Genomic DNA, 20,057 nt, shown 5'->3' with positions numbered 1-20,057 from the left:
GTCGTCCGTATCGCAACTGCATCGCCGTCGCTCCAAATCTAACCGAGCCGGCACGAGAGTCTGGGAAGGTGGGCCGGCAATGGAGGCGCGTCGTCTGCCACTGCCACGTTTGGTCGAGAAGGGCGGGGCGGCAGCCCTTGTGGGTGCCGGGACGCTGATGGCCAACGTTCTGGGCTACGCGTTCTTCCTCGTCCTCAGCCATGCCCTGGAACCCGCCCGATTTGGTGCTGTCGCAGCGTTGCTCAACCTCGTGGTGATCGCTGGCGTGCCGGCCTTGGCCCTGCAGCTCGTCGTGGCGCGTCACGTCGCACGAGCGACGCCAACAGAGGACGGCCCGCTCGAGCTGGACACCATGGCGCTGCGGACTGGACTGCTGATCGGCGCGGGCTCGATGGCCTTGATGGGCGCCGCGTCGCCGCTGCTCGCAGACGTCCTCCACCTCAATTCCCCGTGGGCGGTCGTGTGGGTAGGAGTGACCAGCTTGGCGACCTGCGTGACCTTCGCCGTGCAGGGGTGTCTGCAGGGGCACGAGCGATTCATGTCCTTGGCTGGCATCTACGTAGCCACGGGAGTTGCCCGTTTCGCCTCGGGTGCGATCGCGGCTTGGCGTGGATGGGACACCAGTGCCGTCCTGGCTGCCACGGCTGTCGCCGCCCTCATCACGGCCGGGGCCGCAGGTGCCCTGGTCGTGGGCGCGTTCCCCCACCTCGTCAGGGCCCGGACCACGTGGTTCAAGCCCACCCTCGTCGCAACAGCCACCACCTCGGGTTTGCTCGTCCTGTCCAACGTCGATACACCCTTGGCCAGGCACTTCCTCGCAGCAGAAGCCGCAGGCGGCTACGCAGTGCTGAGCATCTTCGCCAAGGCAGCCTTCTGGGGGCCGGGTTTCCTGGCGACGGTCGCCTACCCCTCCATGGCTCGACACGATCGGCGACAGGGCCTGCTCTGGGCGAGCGGTCTGACCTTGGCCATAGGTGCGGTCGCGACCTGCGTCGCCGCGGCGTTCGGGCCCTCGCTCATCCTGCTCGTCGGGGGGCGGACCTACACGTCGCTGGCTCCGCTGGTGCCCGTCTTTGTCGTGGCGGGTTCGCTGCTGTCGTTGACCCAGGTCCTGGCCTACGCAAGCGTCGCGCGCGACGACCGGCGGCTCGGCTACCTGATCTGGCTCGTAACCGCAGGGATAGTCGCTGCCATCGTCCTGGTGTCGCATGGGTCCGTTCGTCAGATCGTCCTCGCGGTCGTCGCTGGAGGGCTGGTCCTGGTCCTGACGGGCGCGGCCATCGTGCTGTCGAAGGCTACTGGCCCGGTCGCCGCCACCTGAGGTTTGGGTTAGGCAGAGGACTCGTCCAGGGCCCGGAAGTAGTCGACGGTGCGCTGCAGGCCCTCGGTCATCGAGTGCTGTGGCTTCCAGCCCAGCTCACGTGATGCGAGGGCGATGTCGGGCTGGCGGATCTGGGGGTCGTCGACCGGCCTCGGGTCGAAGGTGATCTCAGATTCGCTGCCCGTCAGGTCGATGATCTTGCGCGCCAGGTCGAGCATCGAGATCTCGTCCGGGTTGCCGATGTTCATCGGCCCCGGGTGACCTGACGTCAGCAGGGCCACCAGCCCGTCGACCTCGTCGTCGACGTAGCAGATGCTGCGGGTCTGCAGCCCGTCCCCGAACACCGTGAGGGACTCTCCGCGCAACGCCTGGGAGATGAAGTTCGGGATCGCGCGCCCGTCATCGGGGCGCATCCGGGGTCCATACGTGTTGAAGATGCGCGCGATCGCCGCGTCCAGCCCATACGTCGCCCGGTATGCCGTGGTGAGGGCCTCGCTGAACCGTTTTGCCTCGTCGTAGACCCCCCGCGGGCCGACCGGGTTGACGTTGCCCCAGTAGGACTCGGGCTGGGGGTGCACGCTGGGGTCGCCGTAGACCTCCGAAGTCGAGGCCAGCAGGAACCGGGCTCCCTTGTGAACGGCCAGGTCGAGGGCGTGGAAGGTCCCCCGCGAACCCACCGACAACGTCTCGATCGGCAGCTTGAGGTAGTCCACCGGCGAGGCCGGCGAGGCAAAGTGCAGGACGTAGCCGACCGGGCCCGGCACGGTGATCCCGTGGCTGACGTCAGCCTGCATCACCGTGAAGCCGTCGTGGTCGAGCAGGTGCGCGATGTTGGCCCTGCTCCCGGTGAGGAAGTTGTCGACACAAACCACGTCGATGCCCCGGCCGAGCAGGTGCTCGCACAGGTGGGAGCCCAGGAACCCCGCACCGCCGGTGACGACGGCGCGCTGGGGACGGGCGTCCTCCGTCGCGGGCGCCTCGACGAGGGCGTGGAGTTCGTGGTGGTCGGTCATGGGCGCCAACCCTAGAGGTTCGCACGCACCCGAACGCCGCGCTCAGCGAAACCAGTGCCGTGACGGACATCTCCCCCGCGGTGTCGCTGGGCGGCGTCGCTCAGTGGGCGGCGTCGAACCAGGAGCGGCCGACGCCGACACTCACGTCGAGCGGGACATCCATCTCGATGGCGCCACCCATCTCCTTGCGCACCAGCGCCTCCACGTCGGCCGCCTCGCCGGGAGCGATCTCGAGGACCAGCTCGTCGTGCACCTGGAGCAGCTGGCGGGACTGGGCGCCGGACTCCTTGAGCGCAGCCTCGACCCGCAGCATCGCGAGCTTGATGATGTCGGCGGCGGAACCCTGGATCGGTGCGTTGAGGGCCATCCGCTCGGCCATCTCGCGGCGCTGCCGGTTGTCGGAGGTCAGGTCGGGCAGGTAGCGGCGCCGACCGAGCATGGTCTCGGTGTAGCCGGTCCCCCGCGCCTGCACCACGACGGTGTCGAGGTAGTCCTTGACCCCGCCGAACCGGGCGAAGTACTCGTCCATCAGGCCCTGCGCCTCGCCGGTCGAGATGGTGAGCTGCTTGGACAGTCCGAACGCGGACAGCCCGTAGGCCAGCCCGTAGGACATCGCCTTGACCTTGGACCGCATCGCCGAGGTGACGTCCTCGGGCTCGACGTGGAAGACGCGCGAGCCCACGAACCGGTGCAGGTCCTCGCCGGTGCGGAACGCCTCGATCAGGCCCTCGTCACCGGACAGGTGGGCCATGATCCGCATCTCGATCTGGCTGTAGTCGGCGGACATCAGCGACTCGTAGCCCTCACCGACGATGAACACCTCGCGGATCCGGCGGCCCTCGTCGGTGCGGATCGGGATGTTCTGCAGGTTCGGGTCGGTGGACGAGAGTCGACCGGTCGCCGCGATGGTCTGCTGGTAGGTCGTGTGGATGCGGCCGTCGTCGGCCACCGACTTGAGCAGCCCCTCGACGGTCACCCGCAGACGCGAGGCGTCGCGGTGCCGCAGCAGCGCCTCGAGGAACGGGTGCTCGGTCTTGGTGAACAGGTCGGTCAGCGCATCGGCGTCGGTCGTGTAGCCGGTCTTGGTGCGGCGAGTCTTGGGCAGGCCGAGGGTCTCGAAGAGCACCACCTGGAGCTGCTTGGGCGAGCCCAGGTTGATCTGGTCGCCACCGATCGCGTCGTAGGCGTCACCCTGCGCCTCGCGCACCTTGGCGGCGAAGTCGGCCTCCAGCCCGGTCATCACCTCGACGTCGGCCGCGATGCCGGTGCGCTCCATGCTGGCCAGCACCTGCTCCAGCGGCAGCTCGACGTCCTGCTGGAGCGACGTGCCGCCGGTGGCCTCGAGCTGCTCGGCCAGCGAGCCGGCCAGGTCGAGCACCGCACGGGCCCGGACCATCGCGTCCTGCGTGCCCGCGTCACCCTCCTCGCCGAAGTCGAGCAGCCCCTGCCCAGAGTTGTCGGCTTCGGCGCGCAGCTCGCGCCCGAGGTGGCGCAGCACGAGGTCGGCGAGGTCGTAGGACCGCTGGTCAGGACGCACGAGGTAGGCCGCCAGGGCGGTGTCGGTCGCGATCCCCTCGACCGGCCAGCCCCGCGCAGCGAGTGCCAGCAACGGACCTTTCGCGTCGTGCAGCACCTTGGGACGCTTGGCGTCGGCCAGCCACGCTCCGACCGCCGCCTCCCCGGCCGGGTCGAGGGTGGTCAGGTCGACGTAGGCCGCCGCGTCACCGTCGGTGGCCAGCGCGAGGGCCGTGGCGTCCCCGGTGCCGCGACCCCACTGGCCGACGAGGTGCACGCCCACGGTGGCGCCGGTCGCGGCATACTCCTCCAGCCAGCCGGCCACCTCGTCAGGCGCGAGCAGCGCGCCGTCGAGGTCGAAGCCGTGGTCGGCCTCCTCCTGGGGCGCGTCGAGGTACTCGAAGAGGCGGTCGCGCAGCACGCGGAACTCGAGGCTGTCGAAGACGGCGTGGACCTGCTCGCGGTCCCAGTTCTGCCGCTCGAGGTCGGCGATGGTGATGGGCATGTCGAGGTCGCGGACGAGCTGGTTGAGGCGGCGGTTGCGCAGCACGCCGTCGAGGTGCTCGCGCAGCGACTCCCCCGCCTTGCCCTTGATCTCGTCGACGTGGGCGACCAGGCCGGTGAGGTCGCCGTACTGGCCGATCCACTTGGCGGCCGTCTTGGGGCCCACTCCGGGCACACCGGGCAGGTTGTCGGAGGACTCGCCGACGAGGGCGGCCAGGTCGGAGTACCGCTCGGGCAGCACGCCGTACTTGGTCTCCACGGCGGCCGGGGTCATCCGGGCGAGCTCGGAGACGCCCTTGACGGGATAGAGCACGGTGCTGCTGTCGGTGACCAGCTGGAACGCATCGCGGTCGCCCGAGCAGATCAGCACCTCCATGCCCTCCGCCAGGGCCTGCGTGGTGAGGGTGGCGAGCACGTCGTCGGCTTCGTAGCCGTCGACCTCGACATAGCGGATCTTGAGCGCGTCGAGGACCTCGTGCAGCAGCGACACCTGCCCCTTGAACTCGCTGGGGGTCGCCGACCGGCCGGCCTTGTACTCGGCGTACTGCTCGGTGCGGAAGGTCTGCCTCGACACGTCGAAAGCCACCGCCAGGTGGGTCGGCTGCTCGTCACGCATGACGTTGATCAACATCGAGGTGAAGCCGTAGACCGCGTTGGTGTGCTGTCCGGTGCTGGTCGAGAAGTTCTCGGCCGGCAGCGCGAAGAACGCGCGGTAGGCAAGGGAATGACCGTCGAGGAGCAGGAGGCGACTCACGCATGGCAGCCTATTGCGTATGAGTGACACCCCCGCGACCGCCAGCCCCACCAGCGCCGAGTTCGCCTCGGCCGTCGAGACGATGATGGGGATGAACCCGAACTCGCTGTTGCAGCGCATGCAGATCGAGGTCCTCGAGGCGACGCCCGAGCGGGTGGTGGGGCGGATGCCGGTCGAGGGCAACACCCAGCCCTACGGTCTGCTGCACGGCGGCGCGTCCGTCGTCCTGGCCGAGACCCTCGGCTCGGTCGGCTCGGCCCTGCACGCCGGCCCGAAGCGGATCGCGGTCGGCCTCGACATCAACGCCACCCACCACCGCGCCGCCCGCTCCGGCTTCGTGACGGGCACCGCGACCGCGCTGTCGCTCGGCAACACCCTCGCCTCCTACGACGTGGTCATCACCGACGACCAGGACAAGCGGGTCTGCACCTGCCGGATCACCTGCCTGATCCGCGACGCCGCCCCCGGCGCCTGACCAGCGCCAAAGGCAACGACGAGGGGGTATGCCGCGTGAACGGCATACCCCCTCGTCGTTGCGTTGGGTGGGCTGGAAGGTCAGCCCGCGAGGCGGCTGTCGGCACTGGCAGTGGCGCGCGCACGCAGGGTGCGGCGACGGTGCAGCAGCGCGTCGATCGAGTGGTGGCGAGGCTCGTCCTGGCCGAGCCGACGGCGCAGGGCGGCGACGCTGGTCACCCGGCGCACCACCTGGGACGAGAAGCCCAGCCGGGCGAAGAAGCGGTTGGCCTCGCGGTGCTGGGCCGGGACGTTGCAGCCGATCTGGTCGCACCCGTGGGAGTCGGCGTAGAGCGTGACAGCGGTCATGAGCTGGCGGGCCACCCCGTGCTTGCGGGACTCGGGGACGACGTAGAGCTGGTCGATGGTGACGCACGGGTTGTCGGTGAGCGACGAGAACGGGCTGGTGGCGGCGACGGCGAAACCGACCGCGCGACCGTCAGCAGTGGCGACATAGGCCCGGACGTCCTCACGGTGCAGCGCGGTGGCGACGCGCCCCTCGGAGGCGGCCCGGGCGGCGACCTCGGGACTGATCCCGGCCTCGACGCGCGAGGACATCCACAGCTCGGTGAAGGACCGCTCATCGTCCGCGGACACACGCCTGACGCTGATCGCGGGACGGCTCACCGGGGTTCCTCCATCGGTCGGATTGGCACATTTCACCACTGCTGCCGGCTCCCCCGAGGGCCGCGGTCGCGCAACGGCGACCGACACATGACTGTAGGCCCATGCGCGGGCCTTCGTGAAGGGTTCAACGACTTTCCCGTGTTAACTCTGCATGAACCCGGACGCAACCTCACAGAACCCGCTCGAACACGTAGTCGTGCTCGTACCTGTCCCCCACGAGGAACCGCTTGGTGCCGACCCTCGTGAACCCACTCTTCGCGTAGAACTTCTGGGCCCGCTCGTTCTCCTGGTTGACCCCGAGCCACACCGCCTCAGCACCCCGCGTCTGGGCCGCGTCGATGGCGGCTTCCATCAGCAACCGGCTCGTGCCGGCACCGTGGTGGTCGGGCAGGACGTAGATCTTGCTCAGCTCGGCCGTGGGTCGCACGGTGAGGGCGGACTGGACGTCCGGGTCCGTGGGCTCACCGTTCACCACCATGGCGTAGCCGGTCGTCGTGCCGCCGTCGACGGAGCCATCCACGGAGACCTCCCCGGAGACCTCCACGGACAGGAACAGGTCGCGCTGCGGGTCCGCGAGGTAGCCGTCGAAGCACTCCACCGACAGCACGTCCGCGATGAACGTGTCGATCGCCTGCTGGGTGATGCGCGGTGGGCAGGCCAGCGCGAACGTCGCCGCCGCGACCTCGGCCAGCACTGCCGAGTCAGCCGGGGTCGCCCGGCGTACCTCCACGCCCACGCTCAGGCCTTGTCCATCCCGGCGACGACCGCCTCGGCGACCTCGCGCATGCCGAGCCGGCGGTCCATGGCGGTCTTCTGGATCCAGCGGAACGCCTCGGCCTCGCTGATCTTGAGCTTCTTCATCAGCACGCCCTTGGCGCGGTCGACCGACTTGCGGGTCTCGAGCCGCTCGCCCAGGTCGGAGATCTCCTGTTCGAGAGCCTTGACCTCGGTCCAGCGGTGCCGGGCGATGTCGATGGCGGGGGCGAGGTCGGAGGCCGTGAACGGCTTGACGATGTAGGCCATCACACCCGCGTCGCGCGCACGTTCGACGAGCTCGGTCTGGCTGAACGCGGTGAGCATCACGACCGGGCAGATGCGCGCCGCGCCGATGTGTCCGGCGGCGGTGATGCCGTCCATGACGGGCATCTTGACGTCCATGATGACCAGGTCGGGCAGCAGCTCGGTGGCCATCTCGACGGCCTGCTCACCGTTGCTCGCCTGCCCAACGACGTCGTAGCCGGCCTCGACGAGCATCTCAGCCAGGTCGAGGCGGATCAGGGCTTCGTCCTCGGCCACCAGGATGCGGGTGGCTGCGGACGGCGGGGGCTTCGGGGTCTCGATCTCGCTCACGGCGAAAGCCTAGGGGACTCGCGTTAACGGCAGGTTGCCGGAGGCGTCGCGACCGCGTCGCCATGCCTTGGTAGGCCGCGCTTGCCGCACCCTTGTACGGGGCGGCGACCTAGCCGAACAGTCGAACCAGCTGCACCGCGAGGACCACTGCGCCCATCAGCCTTCGAGCCGGGCTTGCGCCCCGGATCAGCTCGTCCAAGGCCCAGGCGACCAAGGCGCCGGAACCCACCCCGTGGAGTGCCGCTGTGCGACTCGATCCCAGGACCTCGGTCCAGGCGAGGACAGCAGCGAGCATCCACACCACCAGAGCCGGGTTCGGCCACTGGACCAGGTTCACCTTGCCGTCCTCGTCGCGGACCCACCACCGAGGCGAAAGTGGACGGGGGCGCGACGCGAGGCCGTCGGCGGGCGTCGAGGTCAGGAGGGGCATCCCCGCACCCTATGTCGCCGGCGGCGGGTGGCCGTACGGTCCGCCTGGGTCCTGCCGGGCCAGTGCGACACACGCTGCGAGAGCCACCACCAGGGACACTGCCGCCGGCACACCCCAGCCGGTACGCACACTGTCCCCCAGGACAGCCACCCCCACCGCCGCGGGAACGGCCACCTCCACCACCCAGAGAATCGCCGTTGCCGGACCCACGGGGCCGTGGTCGAGCGCCAAGGTGTAACAAACCATTCCGATCGCGCCGTATCCGAGCACACCCCAGGCCAGGGGTTCATGGAGCAAGGCGCCCCAGCCCCCTGCCTTGTGTGCGGCCCGGGCACACAGCGCGGCTCCAGAGAAGGCGCCCCCAGCCACCAAGGCGAACGATACCGACCGAGGTCGCCGCCAGGTGGCCACCGCGACGACCACGAGGATCGCAAGCACGAACATCATGACGGGGGTGAATGCGGAGGGCGGCTTCACGGCCGAGGGCGGCCCGGCGCTGGCGGCAAGGACGACCAGGGCCACGGTGATGGCGCCGACGGCAACGACGTCACGAACTCGCAGCCTGGTCTTGAGCACCACCGACGCCACGACCACGGTGACGGCCAGCGAACCTGCCAACAGTGCCTGCACCGCGAACAGCGGCAGCTGGCGCAGGGCGACCAGCGAAGCCACCCATGCCGTTGCGTCACACCCGAGCCCGGCGAGGTACGTCGGTTGCTTCAGGACGGCCATGCCATTCGCTCGGGCGGTCCCGACGGCCTGCAGCACCGACGCGACACCGTAGCCAAGCGTTCCGACCAACGCTGCCAGGAGTGCGAAGGTCACACCACAGACTCGCACACCAGTGGTCAAGGCCTTGACGCCGAATGCCCTTGGGACGTGCGCGTCGCCCCCGGTGGCGCGACCACGTTGCCGTGCCCTGGTATGCCGGCCGCCGGCCTGTGGTTGGCCGGTCCACGCCCGTCGTGCACGGCGCTGGAGACGGCTCTGGTTGCTGGCCCCTTGAACGGCCATGATGGGGATGACCCGGGGCGTTGCCCGGGCCAGTCACGGCCTTGGGCCGGGCCGGCAGCTGGAGGACACGTTGGGTGAGGTCGGTCGTCCCCTTCCCCGCCGATGGCCGCGTCGACGGCCGACCTCTGCGCCGATGCGGGTCGTGTGGGTCGTGGTGGCGTTCCTCGGTGCCGGCGTGCTCGGACTCCTGTTGGTCCTCCCGCGAACCCGGGCGCTGCGGCCGCGCCGGGTCCTCGCCTGCGACCTGTGCCAGCGACGGCACCGACGGCTGCTCTTCGCCATGGTGGTCCTCGCACTCGTGTCGGTCGCCGGCTTCGGGTTGCGGGTCTCCCAGAAGGCGCGTGAGCTGCCGGCCTGTGCAGCAGACACCTCGATCGCGGAAGGTCGCCGCGTCATCGACCCTCGGGCCCAGGGCCGTCAGCCTGTGTGGTCGACGATCCGCTCCGCCATGACCGCCCCCGTCAGCGGGTTGGCGTTGGGGTACGCAGAGGCTCGGGGGCGTGGTCTGTGCAGTGTCGGCAATCCGCCCATCACGCTGGCCTTCGTGCCGCAGGCCGGGGAACACATGGGCAGCATGGTCGGCGAGGTGTTCCTGGCGTCGCCCGTCCCGCGCATCAACCCGGTGCGGGCCCACGACCTTGCCGTGCACGAGTCACGCCACGTCGACCAGTGGGCCGTGTGCACCATCGTCGGTGGGATCGGCCTGCTCCCGGTGCTGTACGTCATCGACGACACCTTGTATCCGGCCTCGGAGAACCACTTCGAAAAGGCCGCGGGTCTCGACGCCGGCGCATACCCACCGCCTCCCAACCCGCCCAAGGGGCCCCAGGGGTGGGCGATCGCCCTCTGGGTGGGCGTGCTGCTGCTCGTGGCCCGCCGTCGCATCAGGTGGGCGGTCCGCACCCTTGTGCGCCGACACCGCGACCTCGCCCCGGGCCGCTGCGCCGTCCACACCACGGGCTGGACCTGACCGCTGGCGCGGGAGTGGGGCTCAAGCCAGGTAGGGATCGGCCCAAGCACTGATGATGCGGGCCGCCCGTTTGGCCTGGTCCCGGCCCGTGAGCAAATGGTCGGCCCCCTCCAACGACACGAAGCTCCGGGGATGCCGAGCCGCCCGGAAGATCTCGCTCGCGTTGGCAATCCCCACCGTGTTGTCGGTCGGCGAGTGCATCACCAGCAGAGCCCGGCGCAGCGTGCGGATCTGCTCCCGCAGGTCCGCCGCGCGCACGTCCTCGATGAAGTGCCGGCGCAGGACCAGCGCCTTGCCACCGATCAGGAACGGCGCCTCGCCGTCGGCGATGATCCGCTCGACGAGCGCGTCGTAGTTGTGCTCCACGTGCCCCGGCTCGTACGGCGCACCGATGCTGGCCACCGCCCGGATGGTGTCCAGCTGGTGTGCGGCCGCGATGACTGCGGCCCCGCCGAAGGAGTGCCCCACGAGCAGCCGCACGGTGCGGCCGGAGTCGTTCATGAACCGCACCGCCTGGCCCGTGTCGGCGACCTTGTGCGAGAACGAACCATCGCCCCAGTCGCCCTCGGAGTCCCCGAGGCCGAGGTTGTCGAAACGCAGCATACCGATGCCCTCCGCAGCCAGCTGCTTGCAGATCCGACTGGCTGCGGGGCTGTTCTTGCCGAGCGTGAAACCGTGCGAGAACACGCCCCAGCCCCGGACCGGTCCTTCGGGGTGGTCGATCAGGCCCGCCAGACGCGGCCCGCTGGTACTCGGAAACGACACGGACTCAGCCACCCAGCCATACTCCCAAACCCCGAGGAACCGGCGCGCTGCCGTCCGAGACGCGGTCCAGCGGAACACGCAACCAGTCTACGAAGGCTGCCCACGCCGTCTGAGCCTTGTATGTACTACAAGTGGGCGAGTCGGCCAGGTCGATCCCGCGCTAGCGTTGGTTGTGCCGCCGGTACGGCCCCCTCACCGGCCGGCGGACCTGCCCCACCCGACACCCCCTGCTGGGTGGGGTAGCGATGGCAGGCCATGCGCGCCTCGATGGTGCATCGGGACGTGCCAGGGTCGCGACCGCAGATCATGCCACCGCTACAGGGGGCATGAAATGGCCCATGTGGGCTATGGCCGTTCTCCTGCAACCGGAGCAGCCTCGGCTTCTGAGGGAAGTGTCACCCGCGCCGGAGGGGCATCAGGGGCAAGTGGGCGCGGGTGCTGCGCTGTACGGGGCCAACCATGGTCCATGGGCAACCCCGCAGGCAGACCCTAGATGCCGTGTCACCCGCGCCGCATTGAGCTGCTCCATTCCGGCACGACGGCCCATGCGAGCGTACGCTCGCACACGTAGCCCCACCCCGGACCCGATGGGCACTTGCTTACCGTGACCCTCGGGCGTCGTCTCCAGTCGAGCCAACGTTCGTGGCCCTTTCACAGCCATCGCAACTGGAGACACCGTGAATCCCTCCCCTGAGAAATTCCTGGCCTTGGACGGGTCGGCATCCGCGCCGCGGGGCGGCGCAACGCCCCTCATCCTCGACTCGATCCTGGCTGCAGCGAAACACACGAGACCGGTGGCCGCACAGGCGGCTGTCGCCCTCGGTCAGGCACAACGCGAGAACGACATGGTCATGGCGCTCCAGTCGAGCAGGACCATAGGAAAGGCCGTCGGTTTGGTGATGGAGAGATTCGACCTCGACGACCACGAAGCATTCGTCCAGCTGGTCAAGTGGTCTGAGAAAGCAGACGTCAGGCTGCGTGACCTCGCAACTCACATGGTCAAGCAGTCGAACGACCTGCGGCACGTGACCACGGCAACGCAGCCCTCTGACCGGGAGCAGTCGCCGGGCGTCACCTTGGTGGGTCGGCCCGATGCCGTGGACGACCGGGGACTCGACGCCTTACGTGAGCGCGGACGGCACGGAACCGGCAGGCTGCGCCCCTGACCGCCTCATCCGGGGCCCTAGGGAACTAGCGCGGCTCTACCGACCGGATGGACGTGCGCGGCGCGGTCCGATCCAGGGCCCAAGGGGTCATGCGTGCACGCAATGCTTGCGCGAGCGTCCTGAGCTGCAAGGTCACATCGGTGCCGAAGGCGGGACTTGAACCCGCACGCCCTTTCGAGCAGAGCATTTTGAGTGCTCCGTGTCTGCCATTCCACCACTCCGGCCAAGCCGCTGACCTTCGTCAGCGACGCGGCAAAGGATAGCCGCCACCTACCGGCCGACGACAAACCGGGCGTCGCGAGGACTGTGGTGAGCACGCGGCATACCGAGCTGGTCTGAGGTTGGTCGTCGGGCGGCAGGCCACGTCGACGCCACGCACAACAGCAGGTCAGTCCGCGAGGTCCTCGTAGGCCGGCGCCACCTTGTTGACGGCGTCACCCATCTTGTGGACGCGCAACGCGTTGGTGGACCCGGGGATGCCGGGAGGCGAGCCGGCGACGATGACGACGAGGTCACCCTCCTGGGCCCGGCCCGAGGCGAGCAGCGACTTGTCGACCTGCTGGGCCATCTGGTCGGTGTGCCGGGCCATCGGGACGAGGAAGGTCTCGATCCCCCACGCCAGCGCGAGGCGCGAGCGGGTGTGCTGCTCGGGCGTGAACGCGAGCATGGGAATCCTCGGGCGGATGCGCGACATCCGCTTGGCGGTGTCGCCGGACTGGCTGAAGGTGATGAGGAACTTCGCGCCCAGCAGGTCGCCGATCTCGACGGCAGCAGCAGCCACCGCTCCGCCCATCGTGTGCGGCTTGGTGCCGAGCGGGCGGATCCGCTCGAGGCCGTGCTCCTCGGTGCTCTCGATGATCCGGGCCATCGTCTGCACGGCGATGATCGGGTAGGCACCGACGCTGGTCTCCCCCGACAACATCAGTGCGTCAGCGCCGTCGAGGACGGCGTTGGCGGCGTCGGAGGCCTCGGCGCGGGTGGGCCGCGGGTTCTCGATCATCGACTCGAGCACCTGGGTGGCGACGATGACCGGCTTGGCGTTGCGGCGCGCGATCTCGATGGCTTCCTTCTGGACGATCGGCACCTCCTCGAGCGGCAGCTCGACGCCGAGGTCACCACGGGCGACCATGATGCCGTCGAAGGCCTCGATGATCTCGACGAGGTTGTCGACCGCCTGGGGCTTCTCGATCTTGGCGATGACAGGCAGCCGGACACCGACCTCGTCCATGACCGCGTGCACGTCGTCGAGGTCAGCGGCGGACCGCACGAACGACAGCGCGATCATGTCGGCGCGCAGACCGAGCGCCCAGCGCAGGTCTTCCTTGTCCTTCTCGGACATGGCCGGCACGGACACGGCCACTCCGGGCAGGTTGATGCCCTTGTTGTTGGACACCCTGCCGCCCACGGTCACGACACAGCGAACGTCGGTATCGGTGACCTCGATCGCCTGCAGGCCGACCTTGCCGTCGTCGATGAGCAGCGCGTCCCCGGGGTTCACGTCACCGGGGAGCCCCTTGTACGTCGTGCCGACCTCCGTCACCGACCCGTCGACCTCGCGCGTGGTGATGGTGAACTCGGCGCCGTTGACCAGGGTGACCGGGCCGCCGGAGAACCGGGTCGTGCGGATCTTGGGACCCTGCAGGTCGACCAGGATCCCGACCGCGTGACCGGTCTCGTCGCTGGCTCGCCGGATCTCCTGGTAGATCTTCTCGTGGTCGGCGTACTCGCCGTGCGAGAGGTTCAGCCGAGCCACATCCATGCCCGCATCGACGAGCTCGCGGATGCGCTCAGGAGTGGAGACTGCCGGGCCGAGGGTGCAGACGATTTTGGCGCGACGCATGACTCGACCCTATCGGTCGACCCCACGCGAACGTGACCCCGATCACCCTGCGGACACCGTGCTCAGGTATGCCGCGTGGTGCGTTGCGTGGTGCGTCGCGCCGTGCGTCGCGCCGTGCATCGCGCCGTGCATCGCGTCAGAAGGCCGCGTCAGACGAGGAGGGGACGGTCGTTCGGGTTGATGGGGCGCGGCAGGGCGGTGTGGCCGGTCAGGAACTTGTCGACACCTGCTGCGGCCGAACGGCCTTCGGCGATCGCCCACACGATGAGCGACTGTCCGCGCCCGGCGTCACCGGCCACGAAGACACCGGGCACCGAGGACATGTAGTCCTTGTCCCGCTTGACGTTCGAGCGCTCGTCGAGGTCGACCTCGAGCTGTTCGACGACGCCCGGACCCTGCGGCCCGAGGAAGCCCATGGCGAGCAGGATCAGCTGGGCCGGCAGCACGCGTTCGGTGCCCTCGACCTCCTCGAATCCCTTGTCTCCCATGCGGACGTCGACGACGCGGATGCCGGACACCTTGCCGTCCTCGCCGATGATCTCCTTGGTCGACGCGGCATACACCCGGTCGCCGCCCTCCTCGTGCGCGGAGGCCACGCGGAAGAGCATCGGGTAGGTGGGCCACGGCTGGCCGGCCACCCGCTCCTCCCCCGGCTGCGGCATGATCTCCAGGCTGGTCACCGACCGCGCACCCTGACGGTGCGAGGTGCCGATGCAGTCGGCTCCGGTGTCGCCACCGCCGATCACGATGACGTCCTTGCCCTCCGCAGTGACCTGGCCCTCGACGGTCTCGCCGAGCGCGACCCGGTTGGCGGGCGGCAGGAAGTCCATCGCCTGCATCACACCGTCGTGCTCGCGACCCGGGACCGGAAGGTCACGTGGGACGGTCGCACCGATGGCCAGGACCACGGCGTCGTAGCGGTCACGCAGCTGCTTGCCGGTGACGTCGCCACCGACGTCGACACCGCTGCGGAACCGGGTGCCCTCGGCCTCCATCTGGGCGATCCGGCGGTCCAGGACGGACTTCTCCATCTTGAACTCGGGGATGCCGTAGCGGAGCAGCCCACCGGGCTTGTCGGCCCGCTCGTAGACCGCGACGGTGTGGCCGGCGCGGGTCAGCTGCTGGGCTGCCGCCAGACCGGCAGGGCCGGAGCCGACGACGGCGACGGTCTTGCCGGAGAGCCGCTCGGGCGCCTGCGGCTGCACGTAGCCCGCGTCGAAGGCACGGTCGATCGTGGTGACCTCGATCTGCTTGATCGTCACCGCGGGCTGGTTGATGCCCAGCACGCAGGCGGTCTCGCACGGAGCGGGGCAGAGCCGACCGGTGAACTCGGGGAAGTTGTTGGTGGCGTGCAGCCGCTCGATGGCCTCACGCCAGTCGCCCTTCCACGCCAGGTCGTTCCACTCGGGGATGAGGTTGCCCAGCGGACAACCGCTGTGGCAGAACGGGATCCCACAGTCCATGCAGCGACCGGCCTGGCGCTGGAGCTGTCCGAGCTCCTGCTCCTCGTAGACCTCTTTCCAGTCACGGATGCGCACCGGCACCGGACGACGAGCCGGCAGCTCGCGCTCGCGTGTCTTGAGAAAGCCTTGGGGGTCAGCCACGAGAGGCCTCCATGATCCGCTCCCAGACCTCGGAGCCGTTGACGTCGAGTCCTTCCGCCTCAGCGGCGGCGCGCACGTCCAGGACGCGCTGGTAGTCGCGCGGCAGGACCAGGGTGAACCGAGACTTCGCGGTGTCCCACTCCTCCAGCAACCTTGCTGCGACAGGTGATTCGGTCCACTCGACATGCTTGCCGAGCAGCTCGCGGACGGCCGTCTCGTCGTCCGGCCGCAGGGCGGACACGTCGACGAGCTCGCCGTTGACCCGGCCGTGGTCGAGGTCGAGCACGTAGGCCACTCCCCCGGACATGCCGGCGGCGAAGTTGCGCCCGGTCGGCCCGAGCACGAGGACCGTGCCACCCGTCATGTACTCGCACCCGTGGTCGCCGACACCCTCGACCACCGCGGTTGCACCGGAGTTGCGGACACCGAAGCGCTCGCCGACCAGGCCGCGCAGGAACAGCTCGCCCGTGGTGGCGCCGTAGCCGATGACGTTGCCGGCAATGACGTTCGCCTCGGCCTGCAACGGCGCAGCGCGGTCGGGACGGACCACGATCCGGCCACCCGACAGGCCCTTGCCGACGTAGTCGTTGGCGTCGCCGAGCAGTCGCAGCGTGATGCCCCGCGGGAGGAAGGCACCCAGCGACTGACCGGCCGAGCCCCGCAGGGTCAGGTCGATGGTGTTGTCGGGCAGCCCGTCCGGGTAGGCCTTGGTGACCTCGTGGCCGAGCAGCGTGCCGATGGTCCGGTTGACGTTGCGGACCGCGACCTCGCCCGTGACCGCCGTGCCGTCGTTGAGGGCCTCGCGAGCGATCGTGATGAGGTGGTGGTCGAGTGCCTTCTCGAGCCCGTGGTCCTGCGTCGTGGTGTTGCGACGGGCCGATCCGTCCGGGCTCTCCACGTCGGTGAAGATCGGCGCCAGGTCGAGGCCGGCTGCCTTCCAGTGGTTGACGGCCCGGCTCGCGTCGATCGCCGAGACCTGGCCGATGGCCTCCTCGATGCTGCGGAACCCGAGGGCAGCCAGGTGCTCGCGGACCTCTTCGGCGATGTACTCGAAGAAGGTCTCGACGAACTCGGGCTTGCCCGAGAACCGGGACCGCAGCTCGGGGTTCTGCGTCGCGATGCCGACCGGGCAGGTGTCGAGGTGACAGACGCGCATCATGATGCAGCCGCTGACGACCAGCGGAGCCGTGGCGAACCCGAACTCCTCCGCACCCAGCAGCGCGGCGATGACGACGTCACGTCCGGTCTTGAGCTGGCCGTCGCACTGGACGACGATCCGGTCGCGCAACCCGTTGAGCACCAACGTCTGCTGGGTCTCGGCGAGGCCGATCTCCCACGGCCCACCGGCGTGCTTGAGCGAGGTCAGCGGCGATGCGCCGGTGCCCCCGTCGTGCCCGGAGATGAGCACGACGTCGGAGTGCGCCTTGGAGACGCCAGCAGCGACCGTGCCGACGCCGATCTCGGAGACCAGCTTGACGTGGATCCTGGCCTCGGGGTTGGCGTTCTTGAGGTCGTGGATCAGCTGGGCGAGGTCCTCGATCGAGTAGATGTCGTGGTGCGGCGGCGGGCTGATCAGGCCGACGCCCGGCGTCGAGTGCCGCGTGGTGGCGATCCAGGGGTAGACCTTGTGGCCGGGCAGCTGGCCGCCCTCACCGGGCTTGGCACCCTGCGCCATCTTGATCTGGATGTCGCCGGACTTCGTGAGGTAGAGCGACGTGACGCCGAAGCGCCCCGAGGCGACCTGCTTGATCGTCGAACGCCGCTCGGGGTCCATCAGCCGGTCGACGTCCTCGCCACCCTCACCGGTGTTGGAGCGTCCGCCCAGCCGGTTCATGGCGATCGCCAGGGTCTCGTGGGCCTCCTGGCTGATCGAGCCGTAGGACATTGCACCGGTGTTGAACCGCTTGAGGATCTCGCTGATCGGCTCGACCTCGTCGATCGGGACCGCCGGGCGCGGGTTGGCGCCACCCAGGGAGAACAACCCGCGCAGCGTCATCAGGCGCTCGGACTGGTCGTCGACGCGCGCGGTGTACTGCTTGAAGATGTCGTAGCGCCGCTGTCGCGTCGCGTGCTGCAGCCGGAACACGGTGTCGGGGTCGAACAGGTGCGACTCACCCTCGCGCCGCCACTGGTACTCCCCACCCACGTTGAGCTTGCGGTGCGGGAGCCGCACCCCGTCCGGAGGGTATGCCGCGGCGTGCCGTGCCGCGGTCTCCGCCGCGAGGACGTCGAGCCCGACGCCCCCGAGCTGGCTGACGGTGCCGGTGAAGTAGCGGTCGACCAGCTCCTGCGACAGGCCGAGTGCCTCGAAGACCTGGGCGCCGCGGTAGGAGGCGACCGTTGAGATGCCCATCTTGGACATCACCTTGAGGACACCCTTGCCGAGCGCCTTGATGAGGTTCCTGACCGCCTGCTCGGGGGTCACCCCGTCGATGGCGCCGGACCGGACCAGGTCCTCGACCGACTCCATCGCGAGGTAGGGGTTCACGGCCGCCGCGCCATACCCGATGAGCAGTGCCACGTGGTGCACCTCGCGGACGTCACCGGCCTCGACCACCAGACCCACCTTCGTGCGGGTCTTCTCACGGATGAGGTGGTGGTGCACCGCCGAGGTCAGCAGGAGCGACGGGATCGGTGCGTAGTCGCGGCCCGAGTCGCGGTCGGACAGCACGACGAACCTCGCGCCCTTCTCGATCGCGGCGGACACCTCGCCGAAGACCTGCTCCAGACGGGCGGTCATCGCGGCCGCCCCGCCGGTGACGTCATAGGTGCCGCGCACCACGTGAGTGGCATAGCCCGGCAGGTCGCCGTCGGCGTTGACGTGGACGATCTTCGCGAGCGCGTCGTTGTCGATGACCGGGAACGGCAGCACGACCTGGCGCGCATGGGCCGGGTTGGCCGACAGGGCGTTGCCCTCCGGACCAATCACGGTGCCCAGCGAGGTGACGAGCTCCTCACGGATGGCATCCAGCGGCGGGTTGGTGACCTGGGCGAAGAGCTGGCTGAAGTAGTCAAAGACCAGCCGGGGTCGGTCGGACAGCACGGCGATGGGCGTGTCGGTGCCCATCGAGCCGAGCGCCTCTCCCCCGGTCTTGGCCATCGGCGTGAGCAGGATCTTGAGCTCTTCCTGCGTGTAGCCGAAGGTCTGCTGGCGACGGGCGACCGACGCCGCGGTGTGCACGATGTGCTCGCGCTCGGGCAGGTCGTCGAGGTGGATGAGGCCGGCGTGCAGCCACTCGTCGTAAGGGTGCTGGGCAGCGAGCGAGGACTTCACCTCGTCGTCGGACACGATCCGGCCGTGCTCGGTGTCGACGAGGAACATCCGTCCTGGCTGGAGCCGTCCCTTGCGAACCACCCGGGTCGGGTCGAGGTCGAGCACACCGGACTCGGAGGCCAGCACGACCAGCCCGTCGTCGGTCACCGAGTAGCGGCCGGGGCGCAGGCCGTTGCGGTCCAGCACGGCCCCGATGAGCGAGCCGTCGGTGAAGGTCACGCAGGCAGGGCCGTCCCACGGCTCCATGAAGGTCGAGTGGAACTCGTAGAAGGACCGACGTGCCGGGTCCATCTCCTCGTTGTTCTCCCAAGCCTCCGGGATCATCATGAGGACCGCGTGCGGCAGCGGGCGACCTCCGAGGTGCAGCAGCTCCAGCGCCTCGTCGAAGGACGCCGAGTCCGACGCCTCCGGCGTGCAGATGGGAAACAGCCGCTCGAGGTCACCGGGGATGACGTCGGAGACGAGCTGGCTCTCGCGGGCACTCATCCAGTTGCGGTTGCCCTTGACGGTGTTGATCTCGCCGTTGTGGGCGATGAGCCGGTAGGGGTGGGCCAGGGGCCAGCTCGGGAAGGTGTTGGTGGAGAACCGCGAGTGGACCAGCGCGAGCTGGGTCTCGAACCGGCGGTCCGACAGGTCGGGGAAGAACGGCTCGAGCTGCCCGGTGGTGAGCATTCCCTTGTAGACGAGGGTGCGACACGACAGCGACGGGAAGTAGACCTCGGTCTCGCGCTCGGCCCGCTTGCGCAGGCAGAAGGCGAGCCGGTCCAGTCCGAGCCCGAGCATCCGGCCCACGGACGCGGAGACGAACAGCTGGCTGAAGAACGGCATGCAGTCGCGAGCCGCCTGGCCGACCAGCTCCGCCGCCACCGGGACGTCACGCCAGCCGAGCACCTGCAGGTTCTCCTCGGCCGCGATCTCCTCGATCCGGGACACGACCTGGGCCCGCTCGGTCTCGTCGACCGGCAGGAAGGCGGTGCCCACGGCATACGCACCCTGGACAGGGAGGTCGAAGTCGACGACCGCGCGCAGGAAGGTGTCCGGGATCTGGGTGAGGATGCCGGCACCGTCGCCCACCAGGGGGTCGGCGCCGGTGGCGCCGCGGTGGTCGAGGTTGCGCAGGGCGGTGAGGGCGTGGTCCACGATGTCGTGACCGGCACTTCCTCGCATCGTCGCCACGAGAGCCACACCGCAGGCGTCGTGCTCGTGCTCGCGGCGGTAGAGGCCCGTGTTGGCGGGCTGGGCGGAGAAGCGCGCAGGAGTCACGTTCGGGTCACCGTCCTTGGGGGGAGTCAAGTGCGTTGTGGAACCCAAGTTGGGCACACCAGGTCACGCGCGTGGACGGCCTTGGCCACGGCTGCAGGCAGGATAGCCCGAGTGCCGTTTGTCCCGCCATGTGA

Annotated in this window: 15 protein-coding genes and 1 tRNA gene; 4 read left to right on the top strand and 12 right to left on the bottom strand. The window is 69.3% G+C overall.

All coding sequences use genetic code 11. The features are described from left to right. Window positions 1–79: 79 nt before the first annotated feature. Window positions 80–1,321, top strand: a complete 1,242-nt coding sequence (locus EAH86_RS05230; RefSeq protein WP_140737605.1) for a lipopolysaccharide biosynthesis protein — start codon at window positions 80–82, stop codon at window positions 1,319–1,321. Between the two features lie 8 nt (window positions 1,322–1,329). Here EAH86_RS05230 and EAH86_RS05225 read toward each other — a convergent pair whose 3' ends face one another. Next, entirely contained in the window at window positions 1,330–2,334 is a 1,005-nt protein-coding gene (locus EAH86_RS05225) for a UDP-glucuronic acid decarboxylase family protein (RefSeq protein ID WP_140737604.1), read from the bottom strand. Window positions 2,335–2,434: 100 nt separating this feature from the next. Further along, the gene (gene polA / locus EAH86_RS05220) at window positions 2,435–5,107 is read right to left on the bottom strand and encodes a DNA polymerase I (RefSeq protein WP_140737603.1); all 2,673 of its coding nucleotides are present in this window, start codon (window positions 5,105–5,107) and stop codon (window positions 2,435–2,437) included. 19 nt (window positions 5,108–5,126) lie between these two features. Here polA and EAH86_RS05215 point away from each other — a divergent pair, with 19 nt between their 5' ends. Then, window positions 5,127–5,582, top strand: a complete 456-nt coding sequence (locus EAH86_RS05215; RefSeq protein ID WP_140737602.1) for a PaaI family thioesterase — start codon at window positions 5,127–5,129, stop codon at window positions 5,580–5,582. Window positions 5,583–5,662: 80 nt separating this feature from the next. Here EAH86_RS05215 and EAH86_RS05210 read toward each other — a convergent pair whose 3' ends face one another. From EAH86_RS05210 to EAH86_RS05190, 5 genes are all read right to left on the bottom strand, one after another. Next, window positions 5,663–6,217, bottom strand: coding sequence for a GNAT family N-acetyltransferase (locus EAH86_RS05210; protein ID WP_241668213.1), 555 nt, complete (start codon window positions 6,215–6,217; stop codon window positions 5,663–5,665). A 199-nt stretch (window positions 6,218–6,416) separates the two neighbouring features. Next, window positions 6,417–6,983, bottom strand: a complete 567-nt coding sequence (locus EAH86_RS05205; RefSeq protein ID WP_206665747.1) for a GNAT family N-acetyltransferase — start codon at window positions 6,981–6,983, stop codon at window positions 6,417–6,419. A gap of 2 nt (window positions 6,984–6,985) precedes the next feature. Next, window positions 6,986–7,597 carry an ANTAR domain-containing response regulator gene (locus tag EAH86_RS05200; protein ID WP_140737600.1) on the bottom strand — a complete coding sequence of 204 codons (612 nt, stop codon included), beginning with the start codon at window positions 7,595–7,597 and terminating at the stop codon, window positions 6,986–6,988. A 109-nt stretch (window positions 7,598–7,706) separates the two neighbouring features. Continuing rightward, window positions 7,707–8,027, bottom strand: coding sequence for a hypothetical protein (locus EAH86_RS05195; protein ID WP_140737599.1), 321 nt, complete (start codon window positions 8,025–8,027; stop codon window positions 7,707–7,709). A gap of 9 nt (window positions 8,028–8,036) precedes the next feature. Beyond that, entirely contained in the window at window positions 8,037–8,852 is an 816-nt protein-coding gene (locus tag EAH86_RS05190) for a hypothetical protein (RefSeq protein ID WP_140737598.1), read from the bottom strand. A 322-nt stretch (window positions 8,853–9,174) separates the two neighbouring features. Between EAH86_RS05190 and EAH86_RS05185 the strand changes: the two genes are divergently transcribed. Continuing rightward, window positions 9,175–10,011 carry a hypothetical protein gene (locus EAH86_RS05185; protein WP_140737597.1) on the top strand — a complete coding sequence of 279 codons (837 nt, stop codon included), beginning with the start codon at window positions 9,175–9,177 and terminating at the stop codon, window positions 10,009–10,011. 21 nt (window positions 10,012–10,032) lie between these two features. Here EAH86_RS05185 and EAH86_RS05180 read toward each other — a convergent pair whose 3' ends face one another. Beyond that, window positions 10,033–10,788, bottom strand: coding sequence for an alpha/beta hydrolase family protein (locus EAH86_RS05180; RefSeq protein ID WP_140737596.1), 756 nt, complete (start codon window positions 10,786–10,788; stop codon window positions 10,033–10,035). A 782-nt stretch (window positions 10,789–11,570) separates the two neighbouring features. On the opposite strand from EAH86_RS05180, the gene EAH86_RS05175 reads away from it, so the two are divergent. Continuing rightward, window positions 11,571–11,942, top strand: a complete 372-nt coding sequence (locus tag EAH86_RS05175; protein WP_140737595.1) for an ANTAR domain-containing protein — start codon at window positions 11,571–11,573, stop codon at window positions 11,940–11,942. Between the two features lie 141 nt (window positions 11,943–12,083). Here the strand turns inward: EAH86_RS05175 and EAH86_RS05170 are convergent. The 4 genes from EAH86_RS05170 to gltB all read right to left on the bottom strand — a co-directional run bounded on the left by EAH86_RS05170 (window position 12,084) and on the right by gltB (window position 19,923). Next, window positions 12,084–12,166: transfer RNA gene (locus EAH86_RS05170), tRNA-Leu, on the bottom strand. Between the two features lie 164 nt (window positions 12,167–12,330). Further along, complete coding sequence (pyk, locus tag EAH86_RS05165; protein ID WP_140737594.1) at window positions 12,331–13,782, bottom strand: pyruvate kinase; 1,452 nt, start codon at window positions 13,780–13,782, stop codon at window positions 12,331–12,333. Window positions 13,783–13,931: 149 nt separating this feature from the next. After that, on the bottom strand, window positions 13,932–15,386 hold the full coding sequence (locus EAH86_RS05160) for a glutamate synthase subunit beta (protein WP_140737593.1): 1,455 nt from the start codon (window positions 15,384–15,386) through the stop codon (window positions 13,932–13,934). Then, window positions 15,379–19,923, bottom strand: a complete 4,545-nt coding sequence (gltB, locus tag EAH86_RS05155; protein ID WP_140738837.1) for a glutamate synthase large subunit — start codon at window positions 19,921–19,923, stop codon at window positions 15,379–15,381. The genes EAH86_RS05160 and gltB overlap by 8 nt, the downstream gene beginning before the upstream one ends. Between the last annotated feature and the right edge of the window lie 134 nt (window positions 19,924–20,057).

Source organism: Pedococcus bigeumensis, assembly GCF_006438965.1.
GTDB lineage: Bacteria > Actinomycetota > Actinomycetes > Actinomycetales > Dermatophilaceae > Pedococcus > Pedococcus bigeumensis_A.
The sequence above is the reverse complement of the archived record's forward strand: the minus strand, read 5'-3'. Positions and strand labels throughout refer to the sequence as shown.

Excerpts from the sequence above, each read along its gene's own strand:
- EAH86_RS05230 (WP_140737605.1), top strand. The coding sequence starts at position 80 with ATGGAGGCGCGTCGTCTGCCACTGCCACGTTTGGTCGAGAAGGGCGGG.
- EAH86_RS05195 (WP_140737599.1), bottom strand. The coding sequence starts at position 8,027 with ATGCCCCTCCTGACCTCGACGCCCGCCGACGGCCTCGCGTCGCGCCCC.
- EAH86_RS05185 (WP_140737597.1), top strand. The coding sequence starts at position 9,175 with ATGCGGGTCGTGTGGGTCGTGGTGGCGTTCCTCGGTGCCGGCGTGCTC.
- EAH86_RS05215 (WP_140737602.1), top strand. The coding sequence starts at position 5,127 with ATGAGTGACACCCCCGCGACCGCCAGCCCCACCAGCGCCGAGTTCGCC.
- EAH86_RS05225 (WP_140737604.1), bottom strand. The coding sequence starts at position 2,334 with ATGACCGACCACCACGAACTCCACGCCCTCGTCGAGGCGCCCGCGACG.
- pyk (WP_140737594.1), bottom strand. The coding sequence starts at position 13,782 with ATGCGTCGCGCCAAAATCGTCTGCACCCTCGGCCCGGCAGTCTCCACT.